At 71.2% G+C, this 12,109-nt stretch carries 12 protein-coding genes; 6 read left to right on the top strand and 6 right to left on the bottom strand.

Translation table 11 applies throughout. From position 1 onward, the window contains the following. Window positions 1-127 precede the first annotated feature (127 nt). Window positions 128-1,414 (bottom strand): multidrug effflux MFS transporter, encoded by a 1,287-nt coding sequence (locus tag G9Q41_RS14325; protein ID WP_092524358.1) that lies wholly within the window; start codon window positions 1,412-1,414, stop codon window positions 128-130. 169 nt (window positions 1,415-1,583) lie between these two features. Here G9Q41_RS14325 and G9Q41_RS14320 point away from each other — a divergent pair, with 169 nt between their 5' ends. From G9Q41_RS14320 to G9Q41_RS14310, 3 genes are all read left to right on the top strand, one after another. Beyond that, window positions 1,584-2,405, top strand: coding sequence for an RNA methyltransferase (locus G9Q41_RS14320; protein WP_092524356.1), 822 nt, complete (start codon window positions 1,584-1,586; stop codon window positions 2,403-2,405). A gap of 153 nt (window positions 2,406-2,558) precedes the next feature. Further along, window positions 2,559-3,194: a DUF2537 domain-containing protein gene (locus G9Q41_RS14315; protein ID WP_092524354.1), complete on the top strand. Its 636-nt coding sequence runs from the start codon at window positions 2,559-2,561 to the stop codon at window positions 3,192-3,194. Between the two features lie 131 nt (window positions 3,195-3,325). Next, entirely contained in the window at window positions 3,326-3,682 is a 357-nt protein-coding gene (locus G9Q41_RS14310) for a hypothetical protein (RefSeq protein WP_165638172.1), read from the top strand. Between the two features lie 72 nt (window positions 3,683-3,754). On the opposite strand, the gene sepH is transcribed toward G9Q41_RS14310, so the two are convergent. From sepH to G9Q41_RS14290, 4 genes are all read right to left on the bottom strand, one after another. After that, a complete protein-coding gene (sepH, locus tag G9Q41_RS14305; RefSeq protein WP_165632868.1) occupies window positions 3,755-4,783 on the bottom strand; it encodes a septation protein SepH in 1,029 nt (342 codons plus the stop codon). 198 nt (window positions 4,784-4,981) lie between these two features. Further along, window positions 4,982-6,127 carry a phosphoserine transaminase gene (gene serC / locus G9Q41_RS14300; protein WP_165632870.1) on the bottom strand — a complete coding sequence of 382 codons (1,146 nt, stop codon included), beginning with the start codon at window positions 6,125-6,127 and terminating at the stop codon, window positions 4,982-4,984. A 461-nt stretch (window positions 6,128-6,588) separates the two neighbouring features. Continuing rightward, entirely contained in the window at window positions 6,589-6,795 is a 207-nt protein-coding gene (locus tag G9Q41_RS14295; RefSeq protein WP_165632871.1) for a hypothetical protein, read from the bottom strand. Beyond that, entirely contained in the window at window positions 6,792-7,037 is a 246-nt protein-coding gene (locus G9Q41_RS14290) for a hypothetical protein (protein WP_165632873.1), read from the bottom strand. Before G9Q41_RS14290 ends, G9Q41_RS14295 begins: the two co-directional genes overlap by 4 nt. A gap of 107 nt (window positions 7,038-7,144) precedes the next feature. On the opposite strand from G9Q41_RS14290, the gene G9Q41_RS14285 reads away from it, so the two are divergent. Beyond that, a complete protein-coding gene (locus G9Q41_RS14285) occupies window positions 7,145-7,330 on the top strand; it encodes a MerR family DNA-binding transcriptional regulator (RefSeq protein ID WP_175455096.1) in 186 nt (61 codons plus the stop codon). 766 nt (window positions 7,331-8,096) lie between these two features. Here G9Q41_RS14285 and G9Q41_RS14280 read toward each other — a convergent pair. After that, on the bottom strand, window positions 8,097-8,654 hold the full coding sequence (locus tag G9Q41_RS14280) for a sigma-70 family RNA polymerase sigma factor (protein WP_092527554.1): 558 nt from the start codon (window positions 8,652-8,654) through the stop codon (window positions 8,097-8,099). Window positions 8,655-8,847: 193 nt separating this feature from the next. Between G9Q41_RS14280 and G9Q41_RS14275 the strand changes: the two genes are divergently transcribed. After that, window positions 8,848-9,603, top strand: coding sequence for a zf-HC2 domain-containing protein (locus tag G9Q41_RS14275; protein WP_165632874.1), 756 nt, complete (start codon window positions 8,848-8,850; stop codon window positions 9,601-9,603). Between the two features lie 93 nt (window positions 9,604-9,696). After that, on the top strand, window positions 9,697-11,970 hold the full coding sequence (locus G9Q41_RS14270; protein ID WP_207631076.1) for a heavy metal translocating P-type ATPase: 2,274 nt from the start codon (window positions 9,697-9,699) through the stop codon (window positions 11,968-11,970). The last annotated feature ends 139 nt before the right edge of the window (window positions 11,971-12,109 follow it).

Below are 12,109 nucleotides of genomic sequence, written 5' to 3'. Positions count from 1 at the left end.
GCACGGTTCGGCGAACGGGCTAACGGGATGGCAGCGCTGCGTGTTCCGCCGTGGCAGAGGTGTGCGAGGTCGGCTCCGGGGACCGAGCCGCACCGGCCCGGACTCCGGATGAGCGGCGCTTCGGGCCTTACTCGGAGGTCGCCCTGACCGCGCGCCTGCCGAGCGTGAGGTAGACGGTGAGCGAGGCCAGCACCACCCCGAACATCACCAGCGCCATCGGCAGCGCGGACCCCACTCCGCCCAGGCCGACCAGCGGGGCGGCCATGGCTCCCACGACGAACTGGGTGACGCCGAGCAGGGCCGAGGCGCTCCCCGACACCTCCCGGTTCTCGGCCAGCGCGAGCATCGTCGTGTTGGGCAGCACGAAGCCGAGGCTGGCGATCATCACGAACAGCGCGGCCAGCAGCACCGGGAGGGGCAGCCCGAGCAGCACCGCGCCGACCAGGACCAGCCCGGCCGCGGCGGAGGAGATCAGCGCGGTCAGCAGCAGCTGGGACTCCGTGGCGATCCTGCCGACGAGGCGGGCGTTGGCCTGGCCCCCCGCGACGAGGCCCACGGCGTTGAGCCCGAACACCAGGCTGTAGACCTGCGGGGACAGTCCGTAGATGTCCTGCAGCACGTAGGACGATCCGCTGATGTAGGAGAACATCGCCGCCATCGCCAGCCCGGCGGCCAGGGCGTTGCCGAGGAACGAGGGAGTCGCCAGCAGGCCGCCGAAGGTGCGCATCGTCGGGCCGAGACGCAGGGACTGGCGCCACTCGGCCGGTTTGGTCTCCGGCAGCGCGAAGGAGGTCACCACCAGCAGCACGATCGCGAAGCAGGTGAGCACGACGAAGACCCCGCGCCAGGTGGTGTGGGCCAACACCTGTCCGCCGATCACCGGGGCGAGGATCGGGGCCAGGCCGGTCACCAGCATCAGCGCGGAGAAGAAGCGGGCCGCTTCCACCCCGGAGTAGAGGTCGCGCACCGCCGCGCGAGCTATCACCATCCCCGCGGCCGCGCCGAAGCCCTGCAGGGCGCGCAACCCGGTCAGCGCGTAGATGTCGCCGGAGATCGCGCACAGCACCGAGGCGGTCAGGTACACGGCCAGCCCGACGAGCAGCGGTTTCCTCCGGCCGACCGAGTCGCTGATCGGTCCGGCGAGCAGCTGGCCGAAGGCCAGTCCGAGCAGCACCGCGGTCAGGGTCAGCTGCCCCTGCGCCGAAGTCGCCCCCAGGTCCTCGGTCAGCTGGGGCAGCGCCGGCAGGTACATGTCGATGGTCAGCGGGCCGAAGGCGGTCAGCCCGCCGAGGATGAGCGCGAACCGTGCCTTGCGGCGCAGCGTCGAGTTGTCCGCGGCCGAAGCCTCCGCGGTGTTCGACCGGTCGGTGGTGGGGTCGTGCGCGGCGGTGTCACTCGCCTGTGCGTCGCTCATTCGCCCAGACCTTCCGCATTTCGGGGACTTCGGACCACTGACGATAAACGCGTTGGGACGGTTTGTTATGCCCGCTCGCTCGACCGTGCTGGTGGGTTTCGCCATTCGGCACGTTCCGTGTTTACCGCGGGGCGAGGTCCGGGCTCGGAGGTCGGGGCGGAATGCGACGATGCGGTGTGTGGCCAGACTGATCGAAGTAACCGATCCGGAGGATCCCGCGGTCGACGATTTCCGCGATTTGACCACGGCGGACCGCCGTCCCGACCGTCCCGGTGGCCGCGGTCTGGTCATCGGGGAGGGACGACTGGTCGTCGAGCGGTTGCTGGACTCGCCGTACCCGCTGCGCGGCCTGCTCGGTGAACGACGTCGCATCGACGCGCTGTCCGGGGTGCTGGAGGGGCTGGACGTGCCCGCCTACATCGTCGAGCCCGACGTGCTGGCCAAGATCGTGGGCTTCCACCTCAACCGGGGGGTGCTCGCGGTGGCCGACCGGCCTCCCGAGACGGACCCGGCGTGGTTGATCGAGAACTCCCGGCGGCTCGCCGTGCTGGAGGGGGTGGTCGACCACGAGAACCTGGGGGCGATGTTCCGCAACGCGGCCGGGCTCGGCCTGGACGGGGTGCTGCTCGGCAGGGGCTGCTCCGATCCGCTGTACCGCCGCAGCGTGCGGGTGTCCATGGGGCACGTGCTGCGGGTGCCCTTCGCGCGGCTGGACGACTGGCCCGCGGATCTGGGGCTGCTCGAAGCGGCCGGTTTCCGCGTGGCCGCTCTGGCCCCGCGTTCCGGGGCCGTTGCGGTGAGCAAGGCCGATCTCTCCAGCGGAAAGGTCGCCGTGTTGCTGGGTTCGGAGGGACCCGGGCTGAGCGAGCAGGCGCTGGAGGCGGCCGACCTCACGGTGGGGATCCCGATGGCCAGAGGGGTGGACTCGCTGAACGTGGCGGCCTCGGCCGCGATCGTGTTCCACGCGATGGGCCAGGAGACCGCGGACTGAAGTTTTTAGTCCTCTTTTCCGGGGAGTGCACGTCGGCGGCGGTTGGGTCCGGGTTTTCTTCGGCGCGGCAGCGCCGAAACCAACATCCCGGCAACCGGCACCGCCGCGGGACCACCTATGACGACCGAGCCGCCGACCTTCTGAAACCGTGGAGTGCTGTTGATCGGCAGTGTCACCGGAGGACCGGAGCTGGAGCTGCGCGCGGGCAGGGCCGGCGCCGTGCTCGTGGACGCGAGCGAAACCCTGGGGCTTGCTCCCGAGCACACCGGGGTTTCCGAGCGGCTGGTCGGGGCGTTGCGCGAGTGGGCCGAAGTGGTCGAGCGGATACACCGCGGCGAGACCTCCGGGCGGAAGATGGCCGAGGCGGCGACGCGGCGCGGGGAGCTGCTCGCGGCCGAGCTGGCCGCGGAGCTCGGTGCGGTGATCCGCTACCGGGACCCGGTGGACGGGCGGATTCGCCGCGTGGAGCCGGGGGAGCGCGACCGGGAGCGCAGGAGTCCGGCGCGCGGAGCGGCGAACTCGGGCGGGGAGGAGGCCCCGTGGTTCACGGGGCTGACGGTCGCCGCGATGATCGCCGCGCTGACCGTGATCGCGCTGGTGGTGGTCTCCCTCGGTCTGGGAGAGGTGAGTCCGCTGCTGGCCGTGGTGATCAACCTGGCCGTGGCGGGCGGGTTCACCCCTTCGATCTGGTTGGGGCGCGACGTGCCAACCTGGCGGTGGCCGGTGCTCGGGTTGGCCTGCGGGATCGCGCTGTCCTGGATCGTGCTGCCGCTGAGCCTGCTCGGTTGACGGGCCGCGCGGTCCTTTCGCCCGCCGTCCCCGCGCCGCACGAACACGCACCGAACCCGGCCGGTGACTGTCCACTGGTGTGACACGACGGCCGTGGCCTCCCCGCGGAAGCATTGGGCACAATCATGGTCATGTCACCGTCCGCGCGTGTGTTGTTCTTGATCGGTGCCGTCGCGATCCTGCTGGCCCTGCTCGCGGTAGCAGTGCCGGAGGAGCTGAGCTATCTCGGTTGGACGGCCGGGACGATCGGAGCGCTTTCCGTGGCGGCGGGATTCGTGACCAGGGCGCTCAGCTCGGAACCGGGGGAGAACCGGCAGCGGGCGGGCCGAGGTCCGGGTGGTGAGCTGGGCAGACTCGTCAGCAGACCCGGTACGAGACTGCGTGCCCGGATCGCGCAGCGCGGGCAGATCGCGCGCCGGGGACAGGCCCCCCGGAACGGGGGCTTCTCCGAGGAGATCCCCAAGGAGGAGACCCCGAAGGGCAGTTAGCCGTAGTTCGCCGGAGCGGTTGACCGGAGAAGGGGACCGCGGCCCGCGGCGGGAAGCCCCGCGAGCGCTGTTTCAGCGGTTGGAACGCACCCCGAGCAGCACGTCCTCCCAGGAGGGGACGATCGGGTGGTCCTTGCGTCCCTGCGAGATCTCGGAGTCGTCCTCCTCGTCGGAGAACTCCTCCTGCTCCTCGGCGTCGGGAGCGGTCCTGCCCGCCTGCTCCGCCCCGACGGGGTTGTCCTGGTCGGCATCGCGCAGCTGGCCCGCATCGGCGGACTGGACCGTGGCCCCCACGAGCGGACCGGTGGCCATCGGAGGAACGTGGGGCGTTCCCGTGCCGGGGCCGTCCACCCCGTCACCGCCGCGCGCCCCGGCTAGCTGGGCCTTTCCCAGCACGGGAGCGGGATCCCCGTGCTCCGGACCCGATTGCTGGGCGGTGTCCTCCTCCGACTCGGAGTGGTCCAGCTCGAGGGCCTCCCGGGCCAGCTCGGTCACGGGGCGCACCGTGCGCAGCGGGCGGCTGGGGGAGGGGTCGAGCAGGTCGACCGCGTCGTCGTCCAGCGGAGCGATCGTTCCGCCCTGGGCGCCGGGGTTGAAGGTCCAGTGCGCCGAGTTCTCGGTGCGTCCGGCCTGCCAGTACAGCGAGACGATCCACTTGCCGTCGTCGCCGCGCCAGGAGTCCCAGGAGGTCTCGCCGTAGTCGTGACCGCGCATTCCGAAGGTGTGCGCGACCACCTCGCCGAGCGTCTGCACGTCCGGCCCGTCCTCGCGCACGGGGTGCGCCCGCTGGGCCCGTTCGGCGACCTGGGCCCGCTCCAGCAGCACGGGGTGGGCGTAGCGTTCGACGCGCTGCTCGGGCAGCCCGGACTCCGCCGCTATCTGCTCGACGGAAGCGCCCGCCCGCACCCGCGCCTGGATCTCGCGGGGGCGTATCTGGGCCTCCATCTCGATCTGGGCCTGTCCGAGACGGGTGAGATCCCCTCTGGCGGCGGCACGCAGCCGCTCGTCGGCGGGCACCGCGAAGCGTTCGCCGTTGTCGGGATCCTCACAGACGACCGTCTCGCCGTCCTCCTCGAGTCCCACCACTCGCAGCGCTCGCATAGGTGCCTCCCCGCGCCTGCCGCTGATTTTAGATCACCAAGCTATAACGATACCCCGGCTGACCGCAGTTGTGGGCAAGGACGCGCCGGGGTGACCGATACTCCGAGCGATCCTGCCGGAATCGGGGCGTGGTGCGAATCAGTAGAAGTACCCGGACGGGGCCGCGCCGGGGGCGGTTACCCCCGGCGCAGGAGCGCATCAGCCCAGTTTGCCGATCACCCAGTCGATCGCCTGGGTGAGCTTGGTTACGTCGTCCGGCTCGATCGCGGGGAACGTGCCGATGCGCAGCTGGTTGCGCCCCAGCTTGCGGTACGGCTCGGTGTCGACGATCCCGTTCGCGCGCAGCGCCTTGGCCACGGCCGCGGCGTCGACGGAGTCGGCGAAGTCGATCGTGCCGACCACCTGGGAACGCTTGGCCGGGTCGGCCACGAAGGGGCTCGCGTACTCGGAGGCCTCGGCCCACGAGTACAGCCTGCGCGAGGACTCGCCGGTGCGCTGGACGCACCAGTCCAGACCGCCCTGCTCCAGCATCCACTCGATCTGGTCGGCCAGCAGGAACAGGGTGGCCACGGCCGGCGTGTTGTAGGTCTGGTCCTTGCGGGAGTTGTCCAGCGCGGTCGTCAGCGAGAGGAACTCGGGGATCCAGCGGTCGGTGTTGCCGATCTCCCCGATCCGCTCCAGCGCGGCCGGGCTCATGGCGGCGAGCCACAGCCCACCGTCCGAGGCGAAGCTCTTCTGCGGGGCGAAGTAGTAGACGTCGGCGTTCTCGGCGTTGAAGGGCAGCCCGCCCGCGCCGGAGGTGGCGTCGACGGCGATGAGCGCGTTCTCCGAGCCGGCGGGGCGCTGCGGCGGCAGCATCACGCCGGTGGAGGTCTCGTTGTGCGCCCAGGCGATCAGGTCCGCGCTCGGATCGGCCACGGGATCGGGAGCGTCGCCCGGATCCGCGGAGACGACCTTCGAGTCCTGCAGGAACGGTGCGCTCTGGGTCGCCTTGGCGAACTTCTCGGAGAACTCACCGTAGGTCAGGTGCAGCGCGCGCTCCCGGACCAGCCCGACTGTCGCCGCGTCCCAGAAGGCGGTCGTTCCGCCGACCCCGAGGACGACTTCGTAGCCCTCCGGGAGGGAGAAGAGCTGGCGAAGACCTTCCCGCACGCGCCCGACGAGCGACTTCACCGGTTTCTGCCGGTGCGAGGTGCCCATCACGGAGGCCCCCTCGTCGGCGAGCCTGGCCAGCTGCTCGGTGCGGACCTTGGACGGCCCGCAACCGAATCGCCCGTCCGAGGGGATGAGCTCGCTGGGCAGCCGCAGCGTCGTCGGGTCGGTGTTGGTTTCGGCCTGCGTCATGCCGGCGCCTCCGGTCCTTGTTGTGTTGAGTTCAGCCCGCCGTGGCGGGCTGCTTGCGAACGATCACGAAGTTGGCCAGATGACCGGCGCCGTTGCCGGCTCAAGCACGATGGCCCACAACGCCGGAGGACGCGACGGGGCGCGCCGCGGCCGACGGTGTGAACCAGTCGTCGGAAACTTACTGCTTCGGCAGCCCCGTTGGCCACAGCGACGAGCCGGGAGTCACCTCGTAGAGTTCGGCGGTGCCGGTTGCGTAGGTGGTCGTTTGGCGGAACCTCAGCCGGGGTCTCGCTGCGGGATCCTCGACATCGGGTAGGCACCTACACAACGTCGAGGCTGTCCTCGCGAGACCCGCGACTGAGAACCCGCGGCGGTGCGAGTGGCTCAGGCTCAAAGCGCCTGCGTTGGTGTGGAGACTTTTCCGGGGACCCGGTTCGAGTAGGTGGTCACCTGGCGGAACCTCAGTCGGCCCCCGGATGCGGTGGGTAGCAGGCTCCTTCCACGACCTGCTCGTCCGGATCCGGAGCCCGCAAGCTCGCCGCGAGCTGGTCGAGCCCGCGGGCCAGGACCTCCCGTTGCTCGGGCGGGTAGTTCCCCGCGTCGATGTCGACCACGGCGTTGCCGAGCATCACCATCGCGTACCGGATCTTGCTGCCCAGCTCGTTCATCGTTGCTGCTCTTCCACGAGCGCCGACGTGCACGCCAGGCAGGTGGGGGCCATGATCCAGTCAATTTCGGACGGTTCGGCCATCGGAACGTCGCCGATCCCGCACGCGGTCGTTCCCGCGCTGCGCCCGTCCCACTTCCGACCGCCCTTGAAGGCGTGTCGCGTGCCGTGCGGTCCCTGACTCGGCAGGAACACGGGCAACCAGTAGTGATAGCCGCTCTCGTCCGGCTTGGCCGTTTCCATAGCCCTCCAATCGGGTCAAAATTTGTCAATCGAGACAAGAGTAGACCAGTCATGCACAACGAGCCAAGAGGAGCGCGTCCACCGTTCGAGCGATATACGGTCAAACCATGTCAGATGAGCCAGTGACGACGGGGGAGCTCGCGAAAGCACTCGGGTTGTCTCGTCGGTCGATCGCTCGGTACGCGGAAGCTGGCCAGATCACTCCGGAGTTCACCACCCCAGGCGGTCATCATCGCTGGGACGTGGACAAGGTTCGTCAGCAGCTGCGCGACCAGTCGCCCCGGAAGCGGTAGTCCTCGGCCCGCGCGGCCGGTCGCGTGGATCGCTGAGAGCGTCCCGGACGGGGCGGGTCCGACCGTCCGGAGTGGAAGAACCCCCCGAGATACGAGAAGACCCCCGGCCGAAACCGGAGGTCAACCGTGTTATATTCAATCCGCCAAGAGTTGAAAATAACGGTGCCGAGTCTAGCACGGAACAGGCTCCCCTCCACGGTCGGTCCGGGCAGGTCGTGGGCAGGGAACAAGACCCGGCCACGGTTCACAGCCGTGCGGAACCCGGTCAGAGCGGGTGAATCTCGCGCGTCAGGCAACGCAGGATCTAGGCGGACCCGGCCCTGTACTTGGTAAGCCCTGGCGTTCATGCTCGCGCACTATCGGCCCATCTTCGCCGCGCTGCGCGTAACCCCCGGACCGGCGCAGGTGTAGCACCCTGCGCGGGGTGAAGCTCCGAAGACACAATTCCGGTATACGGAAGCGAGCCGAGCTCGTTCGGAAGTGCTCTCACCTCCTCTGATCCCGTGTGGATCGCGGCTGCTCGCCGTTCACACGAGATCAGGGGGGATCACAGCCTTACGTGTCCACGCGGTACCGGAAGGGGTGCTCGCAGCGGCCTCGGGAGACGGCCACGCCGCACGTTTCCAGCTGGTCATCGGTGGCAACGTTTCGCGCGAAACCGTGCGAATCCCGGACCGCTGCCCGATATCGGGGCACCCGCAGCCGGGAGCCGACCGAGGTTCCGCCACGGAACCACCCACGCAACCGGCACCGCAGACTCGCTCTGCTACTCCGCGGTGCGCTGGGGGGACTCCTCCTCGCGCAGCTGCGCGGCCAGGTCCTCGCGCGCCCTGGCCACCCGGGAGCGCACGGTTCCGACGCGGCAGCCGGTGACCTGCGCCGTCTCCGCGTAGCTGAGCCCGAGCACCTGGGTCAGCACGAACGCCTCGCGCCGTTGCGGGCCGAGCGCGGACAGGGCGCTGCGCAGCGCGTAACCGTCCAGCAGCGTCGGCGTGCGGGGCTGGGCGAGCTCCGCGGCTCGCTGCCAGTCGGGGTGGTCGGCCCGCTGCGGGCGGCGTTTGCGGCGCCGCAGGTGGTCGGCGGCCACTTTCCTGGCTATCGAGAGCAGCCAGGTGCGGGCCGGGGCCTTCCCCCGGTAGGAACTGAGCGAGCGGAACGCCCGCAGGTAACACTCCTGAGTGAGGTCCTCGGCGGAGCTCTCGTCGGTGAGATGCCGCAGCAGCTGCCAGACCTGCCGCTGCGTCCCGCGGACGAACGCGGTGGCGGCCGCGGTGTCGCCCTGCTTGGCCGCGAACGCACGACGCGTGAGCTCCTGGTCGTCCAACACCCGGTCCAATGAGTTCTCGGGGACGGAAGGTCCACCGGAAGAGTTGCCGTGGTCACGGTGAGCGAGCCGCCCGGCACCGCCCGGCCGGCCGCGCTCACCTCGGAGAACGATACTCGCCGCCTCGCTGGACCGGTCGTGCGGCTTCGGGAACCAACCGGGACTCGCGGACGACCAGCACCGTGTGGACTGCGTGACGAGTGTCGAGATCCTCTCCGCCGAGCTCGACGGGGCGGCGACGGCGGAGGAGCGCCGTCGAGCACGGCTGCACCTGGACGGCTGTGCCTCCTGCCGGGACTGGTACCGCGAGGCCACGGCGCTGACCAGGGCGGTCCGGGTGATGCCCGCAGAGCCGGGCCCCGATGTGACCGAGGCGGTGCTGCCCGCCCTGCGACCGAGCAGGCTGGACCGGCTGCGCGGGGCCGAGGGAAGGTCGCTGCGGCTCGGGGTGCGCTGGTTGCTCGGTCTGGTGGCGCTGCTCCAGCTCGGCACGGCGGTGCTGTATCTCACCGGAGCGGAGGTCCGAGTGCTGCCCGGGGGCGCGCACGACACCGTCGCGCACGTCGACCACGAGACCGGGGCGTGGAACGCGGCGCTGGCAGTGGCGCTGCTCTGGGTGGCGCTGCGCTCCAGGCACGCGGCCGCTCAGCTGCCGGTGCTGGCCAGTTTCACCGCCGCGCTCGGTGGGCTGTGCCTGCTGGACCTGCTCACCGACCGCGTGGGGCTGGCACGGGTGCTTTCTCACGTACCCGTACTGCTCGGGTTGGCGCTGGTGGCAGTGTTGGCGGTGTTGCGCGGGCCGGAAGGGTTCCCCGGCACCCCGGAGGCCGGTCACGCGGGCGCGGCCCCGGACGAGGACGGTGAACCGGGGATCGTCCCCGGCCCCGCGGAGGACGCGGAGTCGGAGGACCCCGGGTCCTCCCCGGTCGCCCACCGCGCGAGCGCGTGAGGGGGTCGCAAAGCGGGCGCACAGCCCGAGTTGGAGGTCGGACGCCGTGGCGGGGAGTGCTCCACCACGACGAGACGCACGAAAGGTGTCCGGATGACGATGTCCGCGGAGCCCTCGACGGCCGAGCACGCTGCGGATCAGCGCTCGGTCGAGCTGACCGTGGGCGGTATGACCTGTGCCGCGTGTGCGACCAGGGTGGAGCGCAAGCTGAACAAGCTCGACGGGGTGCGGGCCAGCGTCAACTACGCCACCGCGCGGGCCAGCGTCACCGCCGCCCCCGAAACCGAGGACGAGCTGCTCACCGGAACGGTCGAGAAGGCGGGCTACCGGGCCGAGGTGCTGCGCCCCGCCGAGCAGTCCCTGGAGGAGGACTCCGAGCAGCGGGTGCGCGACCTGTGGCGCAGGCTGGCCGTGGCCGTCATGCTGTTCATCCCCCTGGCCGACCTGGCGATCCTGTTCACGGTGCTGCCCGAGGCGCGGTTCCCCGGCTGGCAGTGGCTGGTCGTGGCGCTGGCGCTGCCCGTGGCGGGGTGGGCGGCCTGGCCGTTCCACCGGGCCGCGCTGATCAACGCCAGGCACGGTTCCTCCTCCATGGACACCCTGGTCTCGGTCGGCATAGCCGCGGCCTGCGTGTGGTCGCTGTACGCGATGTTCACGCCCAGCGGGGCCCCTGCCGACGCCTCGGGGCTGTGGTTGCTGCTCAACACCGACGGCGCCGCCTACCTCGAGGTGGCTGCCGGGGTGACCACCTTCGTGCTGGCCGGGCGCTACTTCGAGGCGAAGGCCCAGCGCAAGGCAGGCAGCGCGCTGCGCGCGCTGGCCGAGCTGAGCGCCAAGACCGCCACGGTGCAGGAGGCGGACGGCACGCAGCGGGGGATTCCGGCGGAGCAGCTGCGCGTGGGCCAGCACTTCGTCACGCGCTCGGGGGGCACGATCGCCACCGACGGGCGCGTGGTGCGCGGGCGGGCCGCCGTGGACCGCAGCTCCATGACGGGCGAGTCCGTCCCCGCCGAGGTCACCGAGGGCGCCGAGGTCACCGGTGGGACCGTCGTCTCCAACGGCTGGCTGCTGACCGAGGCCACCGAGGTCGGCGGCGATACCCAGCTGGCCGGGATGGTCCGGCTGGTGGAGCAGGCGCAGAGCGGCAAGGCCGCCGTGCAGCGGCTCGCCGACCGCATCTCGGCCCACTTCGTCCCGGCCGTGCTCGTGCTGGCCGCGCTGACCCTGGCCGGGTGGCTGCTGCTGGGGGCCGGTCCCGAACGCGCGTTCACCGTGGCGCTGTCCGTGCTGGTCATCGCCTGCCCCTGTGCGCTGGGGCTGGCCACTCCGACCGCGTTGATGGCCGCCTCCGGGCGCGGGGCCCAGCTGGGGATCTTCCTGAAGGGGTACCGAGCCCTGGAGTCGACCAGGGAGGTCGACACCGTCGTGCTGGACAAGACCGGGACGGTCACCACGGGCGGCATGTCGTTGACGGACGCGTGCTGCGCGTCCGGCTTCTCGCGGGAGCGGGTGCTGCGGCTGGCCGGAGCGGTGGAGCACGCCTCCGAGCACGCGGTGGCCGCGGCCGTGGTCGCGGCGGCGCGCGCCGAGTCGCTCGGGGAGGACGAGTCGCTGCCCTCCGTGGAGGGCTTCGTGAACGAACCGGGGCTCGGTGCGCGCGGCGAGGTCGAGGGACACCGGGTCCTGGTCGGCAGGGCGAAGCTGTTCACCGACCGCGAGGTGCCGGTCCCGGACGAGCTGGACCGGCAGCGTTCCGAGTGGGAGAGCGCGGGACGCACCACCGTCCTGGTCGGCTGCGACGACGCCGTGGTCGCGGTGCTCGCGCTCTCCGATCGGGTCAAGTCCTCGGCCGAGGCGGCGGTGCGCGAGCTGTCCCGGCTCGGGATGAGCACCGTGCTGCTCACCGGGGACAACGAGGCCACGGCGCGTTCGGTCGCCGCCGAGGTGGGCATCGACGAGGTGGTGGCCGGGGTGCTGCCCGGGGAGAAGGTCGCCGAGCTCGAGCGCTTGCGGGAGCGGGGGCGTCGGGTGGCGATGGTCGGCGACGGGGTCAACGACGCCCCGGCCCTGGCCACCGCCGAACTCGGCCTCGCCGTGGGGGCGGGCACCGATGTGGCGATCTCCGCCGCGGACCTGATCCTGGTGCGCGACGACCTCACCGCGGTGCCCGACGCGATCAAGCTCTCCCGCCGGACGCTCGGCACGATCCGGGGGAACCTGGTCTGGGCCTTCGGCTACAACCTCGCGGCCGTCCCGCTGGCCGTGCTGGGGCTGCTCAACCCGTTGATCGCCGGAGGGGCCATGGCGCTGTCCTCGGGGTTCGTCGTCTCGAACAGTCTCAGGCTGCGGAGGTTCTCCCCGAGCTGACCGGGACCTCGCGCTCTCGCTCCCGCGCACGCGCCCGTCCGGGGCGCACCGTCCACCGGCTCGAGCCTCCGTCCCGTGTGGCCGGTGCGCCCGCGAATCGGGCCCGGACGGGGGATTGGTTCGGCTCGCCGCGCCCCCG

The sequence above is a fragment of the Actinopolyspora sp. BKK2 genome (genome assembly GCF_011291845.1).
Taxonomy (GTDB): domain Bacteria; phylum Actinomycetota; class Actinomycetes; order Mycobacteriales; family Pseudonocardiaceae; genus Actinopolyspora; species Actinopolyspora saharensis.
The sequence above is the reverse complement of the archived record's forward strand: the minus strand, read 5'-3'. Positions and strand labels throughout refer to the sequence as shown.